The organism is Leuconostoc carnosum, assembly GCF_014207505.1.
GTDB lineage: Bacteria > Bacillota > Bacilli > Lactobacillales > Lactobacillaceae > Leuconostoc > Leuconostoc carnosum.
This window is the reverse complement of sequence record NZ_JACHGL010000004.1, coordinates 9,339-27,191: the sequence shown is the minus strand read 5'-3', so window position 1 is coordinate 27,191 and position 17,853 is coordinate 9,339. Positions and strand designations below refer to the sequence as shown.

General features: G+C 36.5%; 19 protein-coding genes and 1 tRNA gene. 1 reads left to right on the top strand and 19 read right to left on the bottom strand.

The annotated features are described in order from the left end of the window. From HNQ98_RS05210 to HNQ98_RS05135, 16 genes are all read right to left on the bottom strand, one after another. Entirely contained in the window at positions 1–900 is a 900-nt protein-coding gene (locus HNQ98_RS05210) for a ParB/RepB/Spo0J family partition protein (RefSeq protein ID WP_135197800.1), read from the bottom strand. Next, positions 890–1,651: a ParA family protein gene (locus HNQ98_RS05205; RefSeq protein WP_135197801.1), complete on the bottom strand. Its 762-nt coding sequence runs from the start codon at positions 1,649–1,651 to the stop codon at positions 890–892. Before HNQ98_RS05205 ends, HNQ98_RS05210 begins: the two co-directional genes overlap by 11 nt. Positions 1,652–1,691: 40 nt before the next feature. After that, positions 1,692–2,411, bottom strand: coding sequence for a 16S rRNA (guanine(527)-N(7))-methyltransferase RsmG (rsmG, locus tag HNQ98_RS05200; protein ID WP_135197815.1), 720 nt, complete (start codon positions 2,409–2,411; stop codon positions 1,692–1,694). Positions 2,412–2,665: 254 nt separating this feature from the next. Further along, positions 2,666–2,749 (bottom strand) — tRNA-Leu (locus tag HNQ98_RS05195). 91 nt (positions 2,750–2,840) lie between these two features. Next, positions 2,841–3,134: an ArsR/SmtB family transcription factor gene (locus tag HNQ98_RS05190; protein ID WP_135197802.1), complete on the bottom strand. Its 294-nt coding sequence runs from the start codon at positions 3,132–3,134 to the stop codon at positions 2,841–2,843. 7 nt (positions 3,135–3,141) lie between these two features. Further along, positions 3,142–3,753 (bottom strand): cadmium resistance transporter, encoded by a 612-nt coding sequence (locus tag HNQ98_RS05185; RefSeq protein ID WP_135197803.1) that lies wholly within the window; start codon positions 3,751–3,753, stop codon positions 3,142–3,144. 211 nt (positions 3,754–3,964) lie between these two features. Continuing rightward, a complete protein-coding gene (locus tag HNQ98_RS05180) occupies positions 3,965–4,432 on the bottom strand; it encodes a universal stress protein (RefSeq protein WP_135197804.1) in 468 nt (155 codons plus the stop codon). A 23-nt stretch (positions 4,433–4,455) separates the two neighbouring features. Then, on the bottom strand, positions 4,456–5,850 hold the full coding sequence (locus HNQ98_RS05175) for an Nramp family divalent metal transporter (protein ID WP_150281209.1): 1,395 nt from the start codon (positions 5,848–5,850) through the stop codon (positions 4,456–4,458). Between the two features lie 374 nt (positions 5,851–6,224). Beyond that, complete coding sequence (locus tag HNQ98_RS05170; RefSeq protein ID WP_014974879.1) at positions 6,225–7,130, bottom strand: cation diffusion facilitator family transporter; 906 nt, start codon at positions 7,128–7,130, stop codon at positions 6,225–6,227. A gap of 119 nt (positions 7,131–7,249) precedes the next feature. Then, positions 7,250–8,188 carry a metal ABC transporter substrate-binding protein gene (locus HNQ98_RS05165; protein WP_172600986.1) on the bottom strand — a complete coding sequence of 313 codons (939 nt, stop codon included), beginning with the start codon at positions 8,186–8,188 and terminating at the stop codon, positions 7,250–7,252. Positions 8,189–8,238: 50 nt separating this feature from the next. Next, the gene (locus HNQ98_RS05160; protein ID WP_014974881.1) at positions 8,239–9,084 is read right to left on the bottom strand and encodes a metal ABC transporter permease; all 846 of its coding nucleotides are present in this window, start codon (positions 9,082–9,084) and stop codon (positions 8,239–8,241) included. Next, positions 9,077–9,820, bottom strand: coding sequence for a metal ABC transporter ATP-binding protein (locus HNQ98_RS05155; RefSeq protein ID WP_135198202.1), 744 nt, complete (start codon positions 9,818–9,820; stop codon positions 9,077–9,079). The genes HNQ98_RS05160 and HNQ98_RS05155 overlap by 8 nt, the downstream gene beginning before the upstream one ends. A gap of 299 nt (positions 9,821–10,119) precedes the next feature. After that, complete coding sequence (locus HNQ98_RS05150; RefSeq protein WP_014974883.1) at positions 10,120–10,824, bottom strand: NAD-dependent protein deacylase; 705 nt, start codon at positions 10,822–10,824, stop codon at positions 10,120–10,122. A gap of 42 nt (positions 10,825–10,866) precedes the next feature. Next, positions 10,867–11,811, bottom strand: coding sequence for an HELLH-NELLK family protein (locus HNQ98_RS05145; protein ID WP_135197808.1), 945 nt, complete (start codon positions 11,809–11,811; stop codon positions 10,867–10,869). Then, positions 11,808–13,022, bottom strand: a complete 1,215-nt coding sequence (locus HNQ98_RS05140; protein WP_135197809.1) for a hydroxymethylglutaryl-CoA reductase, degradative — start codon at positions 13,020–13,022, stop codon at positions 11,808–11,810. Before HNQ98_RS05140 ends, HNQ98_RS05145 begins: the two co-directional genes overlap by 4 nt. Beyond that, positions 13,015–13,932 (bottom strand): Ppx/GppA phosphatase family protein, encoded by a 918-nt coding sequence (locus HNQ98_RS05135; RefSeq protein ID WP_135197810.1) that lies wholly within the window; start codon positions 13,930–13,932, stop codon positions 13,015–13,017. The genes HNQ98_RS05140 and HNQ98_RS05135 overlap by 8 nt, the downstream gene beginning before the upstream one ends. A gap of 82 nt (positions 13,933–14,014) precedes the next feature. Between HNQ98_RS05135 and HNQ98_RS05130 the strand changes: the two genes are divergently transcribed. Further along, the gene (locus HNQ98_RS05130; protein WP_135197811.1) at positions 14,015–14,464 is read left to right on the top strand and encodes a YbaN family protein; all 450 of its coding nucleotides are present in this window, start codon (positions 14,015–14,017) and stop codon (positions 14,462–14,464) included. Positions 14,465–14,477: 13 nt separating this feature from the next. Here the strand turns inward: HNQ98_RS05130 and HNQ98_RS05125 are convergent, their stop codons facing one another. The 3 genes from HNQ98_RS05125 to HNQ98_RS05115 form a co-directional block, all read right to left on the bottom strand. Beyond that, positions 14,478–15,659 carry an LCP family glycopolymer transferase gene (locus HNQ98_RS05125; protein WP_135197812.1) on the bottom strand — a complete coding sequence of 394 codons (1,182 nt, stop codon included), beginning with the start codon at positions 15,657–15,659 and terminating at the stop codon, positions 14,478–14,480. A 57-nt stretch (positions 15,660–15,716) separates the two neighbouring features. Then, the gene (locus HNQ98_RS05120; protein WP_184284960.1) at positions 15,717–16,970 is read right to left on the bottom strand and encodes a peptidoglycan bridge formation glycyltransferase FemA/FemB family protein; all 1,254 of its coding nucleotides are present in this window, start codon (positions 16,968–16,970) and stop codon (positions 15,717–15,719) included. Between the two features lie 66 nt (positions 16,971–17,036). Then, positions 17,037–17,853: CAP domain-containing protein (locus tag HNQ98_RS05115; protein WP_184284959.1), on the bottom strand; the 817-nt coding region annotated here is incomplete at its 5' end.

Genomic DNA, 17,853 nt, shown 5'->3' with positions numbered 1-17,853 from the left:
TTAATCCACCTCAATATCTATTAAACTTAAAATCCGGCTCAAATCTTCATTAGATACATAATTAATTTCAATTTTACCGCTACCTTTTGATCCAGCGTTAACCTTAACCTTTGTACCAAATTTTTCCTCAAGTTGTGTTGCTAGTGCACTAATATATGGTGATACATGTTTTTCGTTTTTGTCTGTCTCGCCATTGTTCATCTGTTTAATCAAAGCTTCTACTTGGCGAACATTTAGATCTCGTGCTACCACTAATTTCGCAACATGATCAATCTGATTTTTAGCTTTCAAACCAAGAAGTGCGCGGGCTTGACCCATAGATAGATCTTGGTTCTGTAACAGTTCTTGTACAGCGTCTGGTAATTTTAACAAACGAATCGCATTGGCAACCGTTGCCCGTTCTTTGCCAACTTTTTCAGCCACTTGTGCTTGCGTTAAATTTAATTGCGTCATTAATGATGCATAAGCTTGCGCTTCTTCAATGGCATCCAAATCATCACGCTGTAAATTTTCCACAAGCGCTATGGCTGCCATGGTATCATCATCAACATCGCGAACGATACCGCTAATTGTAGATGCATCTATCAATTGTGAAGCACGCACACGACGCTCACCAGCAATAATTTGATACTGATCACCATATTTACGGACAATAATTGGCGTTAAGACGCCGTTTTCTTTAATGGAATGAGCTAATTCTTGTAACTTAACGTCATCAAAATGATGACGTGGTTGGAATGGATTTGCTTGGATTTTGTTTAAATCAAGTTTTTCAACACTTTCTGTGTCCGATGCTTTTTTTGTAACTGATTTTGTGTGCTCCAATGCCTGTTCAGTCACGTTGTTGGCATTAAATAACCCGCCAAGACCTTTTCCTAAACCACCTTTTTTATTTGCCATATTGTTTCAAGACCTCCTGAGCAAGTTCAGTATAAACTTGCGCGCCCAATGAACGTGGATCAAAATCAATGATTGCTTGACCATAAGATGGCGCTTCACTCAAACGAACTGAGCGTGGGATCACTGTCGTGTAAACCTTATCATTAAAGTACTGACGTACTTCTGATGATACTTGTTTTGCTAAATTGGTACGCGCATCATACATTGTTAACAAGATACCCGCAATGTCCAAATTATCATTAAATTGTTGTCGTACTAATTCAATAGTATTAAGTAACTGGCCCAGGCCTTCTAACGCATAAAATTCAGTTTGTACTGGAATTAAAATTGCATCAGCGGCAGTAAACGCATTGACTGTTAACAAACCCAAAGCCGGTGGGTTATCAATCAATATAAAGTCGTAATCATCAGAGACTGATACGAGTGCATCCTTCAAACGATATTCACGTCGTTCATAACTAGCTAATTCAATTTCTGTACCAGAAAGTTGAATGGTGGCTGGTACTAAATCATAGTTGTCTGTTGGTACAATAACATCTCGTATAGGTGTTGAATCAACAATGACGTCATAGCTATCATGCTCTAATTCAGATTTATCCACACCAGAACCACTCGTTGCGTTCCCTTGTGCATCAATATCAACAAGTAACACACGTTGACCAGATTGTGCCAATGCTGCACCTAAATTAATACTTGTTGTGGTTTTCCCGACGCCACCCTTTTGGTTGGCTAGTGCAATTATTTGTGCCATTTGGTTTAGACGTCCTTTCTAAAAAACATGTTATGTGTACTTAATTAATCGGTTTTTTACTTGGTGTGCCCGCTTGTCTTGGATACTTTTTGGGTGTTTTTTTGTGTTTATCAACCATTTGAATATAACGTACATCACCATTTGGTAATTTAAATTCAAACGACTCACTGACTTCACCACCTAATACGGCTAATGCTTTTTGACCATCAGCCAGCTCTTGTTCAGCTGCTGAACCCTTCATTACTAAGAAACGACCGCCAATTTTTACAAATGGTAACGTATATTCAGCTAATACACTCGTACGGGCTACTGCGCGAGCAGTTGCATAATCAAAGCGTTCACGATAATGTGAATCTTGGCCAATATCTTCAGCACGTGCGTGTACAATTTCAACACCGGATAAATCTAGTGTTGTTACAACTTCTTGCAAAAAATTAACACGTTTTTGCAAGGCATCAACCATCGTAATTTTAATATTTGGGAAAACAATCTTTAACGGTAGTGAGGGAAACCCTGCGCCTGCACCAATATCAATTAAACTTTTATTAGCTAATTGCAAATCCTTTTCATAAAAAGCAATGGTTAGTGAATCATAAAAATGTTTTAAATAAACATCTGGCTGATTTGTAATAGCCGTCAAATTAACGTTCTCGTTCGTAGCAACCAGCATGTTAAAATATTGTTCAAATTGTTGAATTTGTTTTTTTGTTAAAATAATATCAGCTTCTTTTAAGGCTGAAATAAACTCGTCGACTGTCAATTTTTTGCTCCGTTTCAAGTTTGTGCAGCACGAAAAGCGCTAATTACAACTACTATTAGAATACCTGAAAAACCCTTAATTTTCAAGCATTCCAGCAATTATTGACCGATCATCTATTTTGGCTATTTCAAATGAATAATACCTATTAAATGTATCAACTTCAATTCCTGAATTTCTATTAAATATTATCGAGCTTTTATTTATTAAGCAAAAAGCACCAACGTAAATTACGTTAGTGCTTTTTGCTTATCTTATGCCGTCGGTGGGAGTCGAACCCACACGGTGTTGCCACCACTGGATTTTGAGTCCAGCGCGTCTGCCAATTCCGCCACAACGGCATTATAGTTGTTTTGCTATTTAACTTCGTTAAACAACTATATTATAATATCAAAAAATCAGCTATCCGTCAATATGCTTTCATTCATTGAATTAATGTTTTAGTATATGACCCACGTGTTTCAACGCATTATCCAATAATATCAAAACGTGCGAATCGCTCAAAGCATACAAAACTTCTCGCCCATTTTTCTGTGATTGCACTAATTCAGCCTCTCTTAAAACCATTAGCTGATGTGACACAGCAGATTGTTCCATATTTAAAGAATCAACGATTTCTGACACTGTACGTGGCCTGACACGTAATAATTCAAGAATCGTTAATCGTTGTTTATTACCTAAAATTTTAAAAATATGTTCCAATTCAATATTAATTTCTCTATTCATATTTATATTATAGCAGAGAAATTAAATGTTGGAAGGTACCTGCAGCAAACATGATATATATTCCTAAAACCACATATATGATTAATTGCATCATATCGCCATATTTTTCAAAAAAATCATAAACTATTTTTAAATGCGTAACTTGGCGAGCAACAAATATAGTAACTGTTAAAACAACTGCAAACATGATTAAAATAATTGGTAAATATACAAAGTTAGTAGTTGCAAAATAAGGAATATACAATGCTAGATTATCCGCCCCACATGCTACTATTGTCAGCCATACAATATGAAAAATAATTTTTCCAATACCAATTTTGTCTAAATGCTCCGATATAGTTGCACTTTCATTTTTATTTGAAAAATAGCCATAAATACCCATGATAACAGGAATAATTCCTAATAAACCAAGTACCCACTCTGACGGTACACGTTTCAAAAAGACAGCAATAACTATTGCAGTACCAATCAGTAGCAGATTACCTAAATATGCGCCAAATATTACTGCACGTGATTCTTCATTTGATCGATATTGTCCAAATACTAGCAACAACACAACAAAATAATCAGAACTAGTACCCAAATACGAAATAAAAGCGGTAAATAATGTTTGTAACATAATTCCTCCTTTTATTTGCGATCTCCTCAATATTATAGCATGCTGACATTTTCATATTTTATACTGGTTTAATCTAGTAACGCTATATTGTAAAAAATAATAAAACAACTGGTCTCAAACAATGATAAATTTCAGGAAGGTAGGACACTTAACACGTTCATATATTATCATTAGGCAATAAAAAAAGCCGTCCGAAGACGACCCATTTTTATTAATAACTCTTACGAGCAACCATTGATGAAATTCTTGCATGACGTGCAATATATGCAGCCTGTGAACCTAACGATTCCCAGAAACCATCACGTGAATGCGCACCAACAATAATGAAATCAGCATTAACTTTAGGTACAACATCTTGCAATAAGGCTTCTCCAGCCTTCGCACCATCTGCAAAAATAGTTACGACATGCTTAACCCCTTGAGACTCTGCATATGCTTTATACCGAGCTAAATTTGCTTCAATTTCTGCACGTTTTTCTTTGATAACACCTAAGTGTAGCGCATCAATCGCAGACAAATCACCCATTTCTAACACTGAAGCAATGATCAAATTAGCATCATCTTCATGTGCTTGGTGAACGGCGTTTGTTAAGGCAAAATAGCCTTGTTCAGACTCATCAACACCAACTACAATATTTTTAAATTGCAATGGTTCAATATCTAAGTTTAATTCACTCATAATCGTCTCCTTAATTTCAGTAATTATCCAATCCAACCTGCTACCATATCAAAAATCAATTTGATATTCAACCCAGTTAGAACAATAAATGAAAGCCAACCTAAGATAACCATCCACTTTGGGTTAACAAACTCACCCATAATCTTCTTAGAAGACGTGAACAAAATTAATGGTGCCATGGCAAATGGCAAAGCAATGGACAAAAATACTTGTGAATTAATTAAAAGTGAATCAAGTTTCTCTTCAGCACCACCATAAATAACTGTAAAGGCTACAACTGGAATTAATGCTAAACCACGAGTTACAACTCGACGTATCCACATTGGAACACGCATGTGTAAGAAACCTTCCATGATGATTTCACCAGTTAAAGTACCAGTAATAGTTGAGTTTTGACCAGAAGCCAATAAAGCTACAGCAAACAATGTTGACAATACTGGCGATGCAACCGCACCAGCAATAGTTTTATCACCTAATGCATCATACATTGCGGCGAAAGTACCTACTGAATTAGCATGCCCGAAGAACAATGCAGCACCTAAAATCAATAGCAACGAGTTAATAACAAAAGCAAACGTTAATTGAATATTTGAATCCCAAGTCATGAAGCGAACTGCTTCTTTAATAGCTGATTTATCTTTACGATCAACTTTACGCGTTTGTGAAATTGATGAATGCAAGTAAAGATTGTGGGGCATAACAGTAGCACCAATAATACCAAGCGTTAACGTCAATTTAGAATCCCCACCGCCGATGGGTGTTTTTGAACTCAAATCTTGAATTTGTGGTAAATAGCCACCAAACATAGCAGATAATTCAGGTTTCGCCAATATTACTAGATAAGCGAAAATTACCAATATTGTCACAATTAATGTAATAACAATAGCTTCAATTTTTCTGAAACCAAAGCGCATTAGTAACAAAAGCAAAATAACATCAAATGCTGTTGTCAAAACTGAGGCAATCATTGACCAACCAAACAGCAAATGCAACGCAATAGCGCCACCAATAACTTCGGCAATATCAGTTGCCATCAAAGCCAACTCAGTCATGATCCATAACGCGATACCACCTGGTTTGTTGGTACGGTCACGTGTTGCTTGCGCTAAATCTTCCTGCTTAACAATACCTAACTTACCAGCCATATATTGTAACATCATGGCAATTAAGCTTGAAATCAAAACAATTGATAGCAAAACATAGTGATATTGCGCACCACCACCAACTGATGTAACCCAGTTACCTGGATCCATATATCCCACAGCAACTAACGCGCCCGGACCTGAAAATGCAAGTAGTTTTCGCCAGAAAGACCCATCTTTCGGCGCTTCAATTGAGCTGTTAACATCGCTCAAACTCAAAGTATCAGTCGCATCTTGAACGATGTGATGATTTTTTGTTTCTTTAGAATTATCCATTCTAATCTCTCCTTCAGATTTCTCCTCAGGACAAAAATAGCCGAATTTTGACTCAAATTCGTACCCAGTATTCACTTTTACGAGCTGTATGTGCTAAAATATTAGCCAAACACATACTTAAGTGCTAAATAAATTTCATAAAGGATTTCATTCAACTTTGTTGTTGAAAGCTTATGAAAGTTACCTAACTCGGCTATTGATGCCCTAGTACATAATTAATAATACACTTTTTTCTAAATTCGTCAACAACAAAAACACACAAAAATAATTGTGTTTTTATTCACTAATACCTCATGTTTTAAAAATGATAAATCGATTTTGTTCTGTAAGCTTTTGTAAACGATTTCATGAGAATGTGGTAATTATATGACCTTTTAAATCGAATTACATATTTGATCAAAAACAGCTGTTTCAATTTGAATTGTCACGTGATTAATATCAAAATCTTGTCGTAGTGTTTGAGATATATCTTCCAATAAAATTTGTGTATCAACATTATCCTTAACTGATAGATGTACTGTCAAGGCAACTTCTGTTGTTGATAATGGCCAAATATGCAAATCGTGTAAACGGTTGACACCTTGATGTGACTGGAGATAATTTAATATTTTCTTTTCATCAATTTTTTCTGGCACACTATTTAATGCTAAATTAAATGTTTCTGCAATTACAGACCACGATGTAACCAAAATAATAACACCAATAATCATCGAGACAATCGCATCAATCACATGCCAACCTGTTAATTGAATTAGCAAACCAGCCACAATCACCCCAACGGAAACACCTGCATCAGCCAATAAATGAATATAAGCTGTTTTGGAATTTAAATCTTGGTCGTGGTGGTGCCCATGCTCATCAGGAGATCCACTAGCTTTAAATAACATTGCTGTAAAGAAATTAATGGCAATACCTACTGCTGCAACGATCATAATCATTGTACCGCTTGTCCGTACATTGCCCGGATTAATAAGATCACTTATCCCTTCATAAAAGATAGTGATCACAGCAAATATTAGTAAAACTGAATTAAAAATACTAGCTAAAATCGACACATTATGCCAACCGTATGTACGTTTACTCGTAGATTTTAATCCAAAAACAATCACTGCTAACCACGCAACGACCAAAGCTAACACATCACTCAAGTTATGAAAAGCATCAGCAAATAAAGCTGTCGAATGTGCTACTCTAGCAAAAACTAATTCGGTTAATACGAAAATGAGATTCAAAGAAATACCAATAATATACGGCATTTGTTTCATCTTTTGTTGTACCATCGTTCTTCCTCATATATCTTATTTTATTTATACGTCTAATATACCACTTATATGAATTTTGTTTCATGTAATTTGTAAATAAAAATCATCAATAGCTAACTATTAATGATTTCATGTAATTATTTTGATAAACCTGCAGAAATCTTATCCAAGTTCCACTTCATCATGCCGTAGTAAGTGTCTCCTGCTTGACCTTTCTTAGCTAATGAATCAGTATAAATCTTAGAATAGATTGGTAAGCCAGTTTCCTTTGATACTTTCTCCATCGTTTTAGGCGATACTGAACTTTCCAAAAACAATGATGGTACCTCTGTTGCACGGATTTTAGCTAATACATTTCGCATTTGTTCTGGTGTACCTTGTGACTCTGTATTGATTTCCCAGATGAAAGCTGGTGTAATACCGTAAGCAGCTGAGAAGTACTTGAATGCACCTTCAGATGTCACCAATAATTTCTTATTTTCAGGAATATTGTTAAATTTCGTCTTCGCTGACTTATCTAACTCAGATAATTTGTTAATATATGCCTTGGTACGTTGTTGATATGTTTTAGTATTATCAGGATCCTTGTCAATTAATATTTTTTCAATATTTTTAACATACTTAATCCCGTTTTGTATATCTAACCAAGCATGGGGATCTAATTCATTTTCTTTTCCCTTGTCTGTTAAGTGCTTAGCTTGGACACCTTCTGAGACAGAAAATACTTCTTTATTATCGGCTTTACCAGCGTTTTGATACATTTTTTTGAACCAACCGGATCCGCCTGTCTCAAGATTTAACCCATTATGGAACAAAATATCGGCCTCTTGTGTGGCTTGAACATCTTGTGGTCGTGGTTCATATTCATGAGGATCTGTTCCGCGTGGCACAATCGTGTGCAACTTTACTTTATCGCCAGCAATTTCTTCAACCATGTTTCCTATAATCGAATTCGTGGCAACAACTTGAATCTTATCGTGTTGACTTGTTTTACCACCTTGGCTACTGTTAACAAACCAGAATACACCACCCAAAACAACCACTACTGCAATAATAATAATACTTAGACGTTTAATCATTTTATTCTCCGCTATTTTCTGCGCTATTGCGCTGGCTTTGATTTTATTTAGTTCTCTTTTTGTTTAAATATAATGCCTTGCTTTGGTGAAAAAATAAATGTCACTAGGAAAAACATCGCTGCTGTAAGTACAATTGCTGGTCCTGAAGCCCAGTTAAACGTGAAACTGAAATACAAGCCAATAACTGATGAAATAACAGAGAATGTTGCTGCCAAAACCATCATGTGTGACAACCGATTTGTTAACAAAAACGCTGTTGCTGCTGGCGTAATCAACATGGCAACAATCAAAATAATTCCAACTGTCTGTAAAGCCGTTACTGTAACTAGTGTCAACATCAACATCAATGCATAATGCAACACTTGTGTTTTCAAACCGTATGCTTTGGCAAAAGTATTATCAAACGAGGTAATGAGTAATTCTTTGTAAAAGATGACAACAAACAATAAAATGATAGCCAAGACAACAGCCGTTGTAACCAAATCACTGTCAGAAACAGCCAGCACATTACCAAACAAAATATGATGTAAATTTGTGGCAGATTCTGCTAATGAAATTAAAATAAATCCTAGAGCAAAAAACGCCGAGAAAACAATTCCAATTGCCGTATCATTTTTTAGCTTTGACTTCATTGTCACAACACCAATTAGTAAAGCAGCTAAAATTCCAAAAATCGATGCACCAACAAGTAGGTTAATTCCCAACATGTAGGCGACAGCAACACCTGGTAGCACTGCGTGAGAGATAGCATCCCCCATTAATGACATGCCTCTTAAAATAATAAAAGAACCAATTATGCCTGACATAATACCTACTAAAATAGAAGTAATTAAAGCTGTTTGTAGGAAGTTATATTTCATTAAACCATCAATAAATAATTCAATACTATGCATTTTCTGACTCCTTATCTGCGAATAATATCGTTGACAAGTCACCACTGAAAGCATTTGCGATGTTTTCTTTTGTAAAAACATCAGCTGTTGGACCGGCAGCAACAATCCCACGTTTGATAATCACAAGATTATCAAAATACGTCGTAACCTTATTTAAATCATGGTGCACAACAATAATTGTTTTTCCTGCTGCTTGCCAACGCTTCAATATTGCTATAATTTCAACTTCAGATTTCATGTCAATACCAACAAATGGCTCATCTAAGATGATGACATCGGCATTTTGCACAATAGCACGTGCTACGAAAACGCGTTGTAATTGTCCACCAGACAGTGCACCAATTTGTCGCTTAGTAAATTCTGAAAGTTTAACATCGGATAACGCTTTTGTTACCGCTTCATTTTCCTTTGCACCTGGCACACGAAATAGCCCTAAATTAGGGTAAGTCCCTGTCATGACAGTGTCAAATACATTAATTGGAAAACTCAAGTCAAGCGCTGCACGTTGTTCAACATACGCAACTCTCTTTAATTGTTTAGTCACTGGCTTATCATCAAGCGTGACTTCTCCTGTCTGTTTACTGATTAAGCCTAACATCGCCTTAATCATTGTTGACTTACCAGCCCCATTAGGACCAATAATACCCGTAATTTTACCTGGTTCAAACTGAATGGACAGATTCGTAAAGATCGGATTACCACCATAGGTAACCGTCATATCTCGGATATTTATCATTAGTTGTACTCTCCTAATGTCATTTGGCATTAATTCAAGTGCTTTTTAATTTAGAATGCTTTCAGCCAAAACTTTCTGATAACCAAAAAAGGCGCGTTTAAAATTCACAATCGAAATAAGTGCGTCGTAACATTTTATTTTTATATTGACTAACTATCATCTGGTTGTTTCTAGGCTGACACAACTAGATGATAATTACCAATATAGTTTGATATTACCATAATTTTTCTTTAATATCTATATTTTTTCTTATATTAGAACTATTCTATACATGAATCGGATATTAATTTTCATCTTAATTACAACTTAAGCTCGCTAAAAAAGGTTGTCGCATCACCAACAATTTGATTAATTTTAAAAGGTGTATCAATATATTCCAAATTGACTGACATGATATTTGCTTGTTGATTAGCATAGTTTAGTAATCCAGCAAATGGATATACTCGAAAACTTGTACCCACTACCACAATTAAATCAGCCTGTTGCACCCATAAAACAGATTTCTCTATATCAAAGGGCATTTCTTCGTAAAAAGTAATTCGTGGTCTTAATATTGCCCCATCAGAACGTGTCATTGATTGCAAATATGCTGTTACATCAGCCTGTTTATCATCGACAGGCGCATACACATCATATAATGAACCATGAAAACGAATAATACTGTCACTTTTGGGATGAGACTTCATATGCAAATCATCCACATTTTGTGTAATGATTTTAGCTTTATTTTGACGTGTCATCTCCGCCATTTTATCATGAATAATATTTGGCACCGCATCAGGGAAATACATATTATCAATCATAAACTGATATTGCCGTTTTGGATCTTCCTGAAACGCTGTCGCTGACAGTAAATACTCTGGTCTCAAACTGACCCCATCATAAATACCTCCTTTCGAACGATAGTCAGGAATACCTGAACGTGTCGAAACACCAGCGCCTGTCATAAAGACAATATTTTTAGCATGATCAAACTGTGCTTGAATATCTGCTGTCACTAACATCTATTTCCCCTTTCATCATCCTGATATTACTATGACTTTAAATTATGACATACGTTCAATGTAAGGCAAGGCCATTTGTTTGAACAAATCGCCAACCTTCATTTTGTATAATGCCTTGAAAAATGTTGCCGAGTCTTGATTCTCTGGCTTTGTGATGACAAAACTATTTTGTGAATCTAACTGACTTAAGCCGACGTAAGCAGTTTTTTTAGTTTGGAAATCTGTCATTTCTGAGTGGAAAATTGTAAAAACTTGACTAACCGGCAAATCTAATTGTCGCTTTGATAGGACACTTGTTAATGTTACATACTCTTTGGCATTAACAGTTGGCTTTCCCCAAGCTTCTAATACCTCATCTACGCCTGAGAATAAAGCTGTAATTTGACGACGAATGTGGCGTGATTGCTTTAAATCAGCATTTAAAATTGGTGCTACCAGTTTTTTAGCAGCAGTAAAGGCTAATGGATACAAGTTAGCTAATTCACTAATATCTAAACCACTAATATCAGCAAATATCAGTGCATCTAATAAGACCAGCAAGCGCCAAAGACTCTCATCATCTAATTCACCATTTTCCGGTGTTAATTCAGATTTAATACCGGAAAAATAAGCGGTTTTTGTGGTTGAAGTTAAAATTCCTTGCTTTAATAACTCGCGATATGTGATTGCGTGCACAACAACACGCTGCATACGAGTCGCAATTTGAATGAGCTGTTTGTCTAAATCATCATCCTTAAATGTTAACGAAAAAAAGACCTGCGGTGTTACACCATTAAAGGTCAGCAACATTTTTAGTAATTCGTTGCCAAACATAAAATCAGTTTCTGTATCTTCTGCTAATTCAAGTAAAATACGGTCACCTAGCATTTCTTGTGAAACACGGTCTATATGTAATTCGCCAGCATCCTCGCCGGATACACGAGTTATCACCGTACCTGGGTACAACTGATTCACTTGATTGAGTAATTCTTTAATTTTGGGATTCATTTTCTTATCTCCGATAATAATTTTGATGCAATAGTAGTATCAACTTGTTTTAACTGATTTAATTTAGCAACCAGAATGGGTACTTCTGCCATAGTTGCCCCAACTTGCAAAGCCAGTACACGATATTGCATACGCATGTGTCCACGTTGAATACCACCTGACGCAATAGCCTTTAGAGCAGCTAAGTTTTGTGCTAATCCTGTCGCTAAAATGATTGTACGTAGTTCATCAGCAGAAGTAATCTTCATGATATTTAACACATTTTTAGCCTGTGGCATGGCTGAAATAGCCCCGCCCACAGTACCAACAGAAATCGGCATAGACAACTCCCCAATCAGCTGGTCCTCTTGAATTGTCCATGAAGCTAATGCACGATATTGTCCGTCACGGCTAGCATAGGCTTGACCACTAGCTTCAACAGCACGCCAATCATTGCCCGTCGCCAATACAACTGCACCAATACCATTGAATAGACCTTTATTTTCTGTTGTTGCACGATAAGGATCATTTTTTGCAAAGTGATTTAATGCTACTATCTTTTTTGCGACATCGTGTCCACCCACACTATCAAATGTCATATTAACCTTTACAGTAACAATTTGTTTCAAAGCGTGATTACTTAAAATCACACCTATTAAATGTGTTTCAAATTTAGAAAAAGCGCTTATTTCTGCTTCTAAAATTGTATTGACAATATTAGCACCCATCGCATCTTGCGTATCAATTATAAAATCAACACTCACTTCTGTAGGTGATACTTGCCGTGTTGTAACTGATAATAAACCACCACCACGCTGATAAATTGTTGGTTTTGCTCGCTGGGCAATTGCTAGTAATTCATTTTGATGTGACAACACAAAATCATCTAGCACCGTAATTGGCATATCAACAAACATCATTTGCCCGATCATTGCCGTTCTTTTAGGTAACATTGCCTTAACACCGCCAACTGAATTGATCATTTTAGCACCATTATTAGCTGCTGCTATCACGCTTGGTTCTTCAATGGCCATTGGTACACTGACATGTTGCCCGTTAACTATAATATCATGCAACATCCCCATCGGCACACGAAAATCGCTGATATAGTTTTCAATAATTTGCGCATGCTGTGGTGTTTGATTTTCTTGAAATGCAGTCATTGTTTCTTGCTTTAAATTTAAAGACGCCAAACGTTCATCCGGCGTCAGTTCATAATATTTTTTAGTCATTTTTTAGTGTTTCTGAAATCAGTCCTTCACGCACACCACTTTCTGAAAAAATGACTTTAGGTGCGCTAATCATGTGCATTAAATTCAGCAAAGGTAATAAACCACTGATAATAATATCAGCACGTGATACTTCTAGACCTGCAACATGTTCCCTTTCTTGTCGTGTCATATGGCGGATATCATCAAAAATATTTTCAACCATCGTTACTGACATTTCATAACCGTGAATATGGTTGACTTCAGCCTCGCCTGAATACGTACGTGCCATACGCGCAAGTGAACGATTAGCGCCGCCCAATAAAATAACCGGATCACCAATTTGATGATTTAACCATGATAACGGTGCATATTGCTCACAAATATCCCGATTGGCCAAATTAATATCTACTTGATTAATCTCATTTGCTAAATTATATTTTTCCGATAAACTAACCGCACCAAATGGTAAGCTCACTTCAGCAGTACTTAGCCCATTGTTGACAGCAATGAGTTCCACAGAAGCGCCACCGGTATCTAAAATAACCGCGTTTTGTATCTTTAATGTCGCCATAACACCAAGATAATCATAGTGAGCTTCTTCTTCACCAGTTAAAATTTTAAAGTCAATGCCTACTTCAGATTTTACTCGTCTCAAAAAATCAGCTTGATTAGCTGCCATACGTACTGCTGCTGTCGTAATAGCACGTACTTCTGGATTATATGTTTGATAGCGTGATTGAAAATATTTCAGTACCGCAATCGTACGTACCATAGGTTCTTCCTTTAACATTAATTCAGGACCCATATATTGTGCAATACGTGTATCTTTTTTTTCACGGAGAACTTCCGTATATGTGCCGTCATCATTGAGTTGTTCGACCACCATACGTGCCGAATTACTACCAAGATCGACAATTGCTAAATAGCTCATGTAAGATATCCTAGATGTTATTTATTTCTAGTATACCAAAAAAGCCTGAACTACGGGCAAAGAAACATGTTACAATATCATTATGAAAATTATTTATATTCTACTTGGCATAATCAGTTTCGCTGTCGGTACGATTGCAATTTGGATTCCCGGCCTACCAACTACTGGTTTTTACGTATTAACTGCCATTTTATGGTCAAAATCTTCTCATCGTCTTGAAGAATGGTTACACAAAAATAAATACTACATTAAATATGTTGATGAAGCCGTTTTTAATCGTAAATTATCTTTGCGCGGCAGAGTTGTCATCTACTTTATTACCGCTAGCATGATGTCCATCCCTTTTCTCACAACTAATATGCTCTGGTTAAAATTTGTATTGCCACTCACCTCATTAACACAAATTACTGCAATGGAAAGTTACTACCACGGTTATTTATGGCGCAATGGTATTCCGTTTACTCAAAATGTCAAACGTCCAGAGTTAAATGATGGATCCACAATAAATAAAAGCACCAACTATTTTAAATAGTTGGTGCTTTTATTTATTGTGGATCCAATGTTTCATTGATACCATTTAAATTGGTCTCAGCAATACCATATGATATTGCTGGTACAGCACCACCAAATTGTTTTCCTGTTGTCTTTGGCGCTAAATCTAATGACTGACGTAATTTATTAGTGACACGTTGCTTTTCTGTTTCCTTTACCATCTGATAGCTGATGCCATTATACATATCGCCTGTACCTTGTATGTTGTCAGAAACCTGATTTTTAGTTGCGGACATATATTTTTGTGCAACTTTAATCATCTCATTATAAGATAAATCAGTTTTAACATTTTTTGAAATAGACGCCATGAATTTAGCATTAAGCAGAGTTGACACACTAGCTGACTTTTTTAGCAGTGCTTTTAGAACCATTCGTTGTCGTAACTGACGACCGTAATCACCCTTTGGGTCATCATATCGCATACGAGAAAAGGACAATGCTGCATTACCATTCATAGTAGTATATGTTTTAAAATTTTTGCCATCTTTTGCATATTGAAAACGTTCTTGTCCCTTAACAAACTTGTATGTTGCAGGACTGACATCTTCATCAGCTGTATATGTGAAAGTTAGCGGTGATGCTACTTTTACACCGCCAACTTGGTCGATTAACTTTTCTAGTCCACCCATATTAACCAAAGCATAAAAATCAATTGGCACATTAAGATAATTCTGTAAAGTCATCATTGCACCACCGACACCGGCAATTGGAAAGGATGCATTTAATTTTTGAGGGAATGTATGCTCAGCGCCAACTACTGCAACCATAATATCACGTGGTATTGACATCATAGTAGTTTGTTTAGTTTTTGGATTGATCGTGATTAACATCATCGAATCTGTTAACCCAGTTCGATCACGTTCAAGTGCACCAGTATCAGTACCCAGTACTAAAACTGAAAAAGGCTTACCCTCTTTAACAACTTGTTTGACATCACGTGCCTTGGTAATTTTAGCACTTCGTTGCATATTATCAACCGAACGGTGCACATTACTCAACACTCTGCTAAAAACTATACCGCCAATAATCAGTGCAATAAGCAATATCACAAAAATCCAACGCCATATTTTCCTACGTTTACGCGGTTTTTGAGGCTTTTTGGGCCCTCGAGGTTGATTTTGGGTAGCTTTAATTTGTTCATGTCGCGCTCGGCGACTCATACTTTGGTTATCCATATTTCCCCCATTTAATAACAATAATTATACCATTAATTATTTTATAGGTGAATAATATTAGGCACGTCCGGTAATATGTTTTAATAAACGATATAATCTATATTTTAAAGGATGGACTGGCAAAATAAATCTACCAACTAACTGACGAGCATAGCCTGAAAATGCTGTTTTAAAGCGAAATACACCATCTGTGCCATCAAAGTGTCCCGATATACCATAAAAATTATAGTGGTCAATATTCCCAGCCACAGCTTTTTTAATCATTTCATGTTGAATTTGATAAGGGCCATAATAATCCATATACTCTTCATACGTCCCAGAATACAAATATGTCATTTCTTGAGGTTGTTGAATAAATAAAGCGCCAGCTATCACAACAGTTGGTCGCCCAGCTTTATTCATTTGTTCTGTGGCTTTAGCAATACGTTTAATATGTTGCTGCTTTTGATCATTAAATTCTGCAAACTGACGTTTAAACTTGTCTTGCAATGGATATTTATCAATCTTTTGCTGAATTTTATCTAGTTTTTGATTTAATTCTTGTATTTTTTCAGTTTCTTCAGAAATATATTTTTCAAAATTTAGTTCAGCAAACATAAACGTAGCATCATTACCATAAATATCATACAACATCTCATAAAATGATAAATCCTTATCATGATAATTAAGTCGCTTAGCTGTTGTGGCTGCTAATTTTTTAAAATCTGGTAAATCATTCTTGTCCAACTGACGTAACTGAATACCAAATTGTTTATTCTTTTTGAGATAGTACTGCACATTTTTAGTATACGATTTCAAAATAGATTTTTCGTCGGTCAGACCAGATATTGGTTTCACATATTCCCAGGCCGGTGAACTGTTTGTTGACATGCCAAATTCAAATGGTTGATGTTCAAACCCTTCCCGCGATAATTTCTTTAGAAACTCATCATTGGTTTCTTGCATAAATTGACCTGTATTATCAGTTTTAACATAAGTTACATTAGGTGCCCATTCTATGTACAAAATGCCATGTTTTTTCGCATACTTTTTTGCTTCTTTAACAAAAAAAGATAATAAATTGAGGTCGTTAAAATCTAACAAAGGCCCACGATCAAATAGAAAAACTTGACCAAAACGAGTGGACTCCGTTACAACCAATGAACCGGCAATTACTTGCCCATTTTCTTTGACACCTAGCAAGTAAGGATGATGTCCATTTTTTAGTAATAACTCATATTGCAAAATTGACTGTGTATAAGTGCCTAATAGATGCTTTGATTCAAATGCTGCGTATTCTTGTGGTGAAAGTTCTATAAACTGTAACGTCATAAAATTCAGTCCTCTATTACTATTATACAAAATAAAAAAAGCGTCGTATAGACGCTTCAGTAATTATTAATATTGACCGGCATTTGATTCGGCAACGATTGTACCGCCAACAATACCAAATCCTACTGATGTGGCGCGGGCATTTGCTACCCACATACGATGTCCAGGTGTGCCATTAGTTATCATATTGGTTTCGTTATACCATGCATCAATAACATTTCCAGCACCCCAACCAATGGCAACAACTTCGCCGTTTGTTGCGAAGTGATTGGTTGGTAAGCCACCATTGGCAACAGCATTAACCGCACGTGACTGTGCGCGTGCTGACAATCCAGCATCCAATGTCACAGCACCTAAGCCAAGTGAAGCGCGCTTAGCGTTCAATGAGTTCAACATTGTTTGTGCTGCTGAAGAAGCAGGTGCAGCTTGTTGTGCTACTGGAGTTGTTGTAGCTTTTGAAACTTGTTCTACTTGAACAGGTGCAGACTGTTTTGCTGCAACTGGTGCTTGCTTGTTTCCGCCATTGGCTTTATAAGCATTGTACTCAGCAGTTGTCATAAAGCCATCACGATTTGCATCAGCTGCAGCAATATAACTAACTTTTTCGGCAGCTGGTGCTGATGGTTGCGCACTAGCTGCTTTAACTGGTGTTGTGGCTGCTGGTGCACTTGATGTTGACGTAGCAGGTGTCGATGGTGTTGTGGCTGCTGGTGCACTTGATGTTGACGTAGCAGGTGTTGATGGTGTTGCGGCTGCTGGTGCACTTGATGTTGACGCAGCAGGTGTTGATGGTGTTGCGGCTGCTGGTGCACTTGATGTTGACGCAGCAGGTGTTGATGGTGTTGCGGCTGCTGGTGCACTTGATGTTGACGCAGCAGGTGTT

Coding starts and splice junctions, on each gene's coding strand:
- HNQ98_RS05210 (WP_135197800.1), bottom strand. CDS start 900: ATGGCAAATAAAAAAGGTGGTTTAGGAAAAGGTCTTGGCGGGTTATTT.
- HNQ98_RS05205 (WP_135197801.1), bottom strand. CDS start 1,651: ATGGCACAAATAATTGCACTAGCCAACCAAAAGGGTGGCGTCGGGAAA.
- HNQ98_RS05190 (WP_135197802.1), bottom strand. CDS start 3,134: ATGAATAGAGAAATTAATATTGAATTGGAACATATTTTTAAAATTTTA.
- HNQ98_RS05185 (WP_135197803.1), bottom strand. CDS start 3,753: ATGTTACAAACATTATTTACCGCTTTTATTTCGTATTTGGGTACTAGT.
- HNQ98_RS05180 (WP_135197804.1), bottom strand. CDS start 4,432: ATGAGTGAATTAAACTTAGATATTGAACCATTGCAATTTAAAAATATT.
- HNQ98_RS05175 (WP_150281209.1), bottom strand. CDS start 5,850: ATGGATAATTCTAAAGAAACAAAAAATCATCACATCGTTCAAGATGCG.
- HNQ98_RS05170 (WP_014974879.1), bottom strand. CDS start 7,130: ATGGTACAACAAAAGATGAAACAAATGCCGTATATTATTGGTATTTCT.
- HNQ98_RS05160 (WP_014974881.1), bottom strand. CDS start 9,084: ATGCATAGTATTGAATTATTTATTGATGGTTTAATGAAATATAACTTC.
- HNQ98_RS05155 (WP_135198202.1), bottom strand. CDS start 9,820: ATGATAAATATCCGAGATATGACGGTTACCTATGGTGGTAATCCGATC.
- HNQ98_RS05150 (WP_014974883.1), bottom strand. CDS start 10,824: ATGTTAGTGACAGCAGATATTCAAGCACAGTTTGATCATGCTAAAAAT.
- HNQ98_RS05145 (WP_135197808.1), bottom strand. CDS start 11,811: ATGAATCCCAAAATTAAAGAATTACTCAATCAAGTGAATCAGTTGTAC.
- HNQ98_RS05140 (WP_135197809.1), bottom strand. CDS start 13,022: ATGACTAAAAAATATTATGAACTGACGCCGGATGAACGTTTGGCGTCT.
- HNQ98_RS05135 (WP_135197810.1), bottom strand. CDS start 13,932: ATGAGCTATTTAGCAATTGTCGATCTTGGTAGTAATTCGGCACGTATG.
- HNQ98_RS05130 (WP_135197811.1), top strand. CDS start 14,015: ATGAAAATTATTTATATTCTACTTGGCATAATCAGTTTCGCTGTCGGT.
- HNQ98_RS05125 (WP_135197812.1), bottom strand. CDS start 15,659: ATGGATAACCAAAGTATGAGTCGCCGAGCGCGACATGAACAAATTAAA.
- HNQ98_RS05120 (WP_184284960.1), bottom strand. CDS start 16,970: ATGACGTTACAGTTTATAGAACTTTCACCACAAGAATACGCAGCATTT.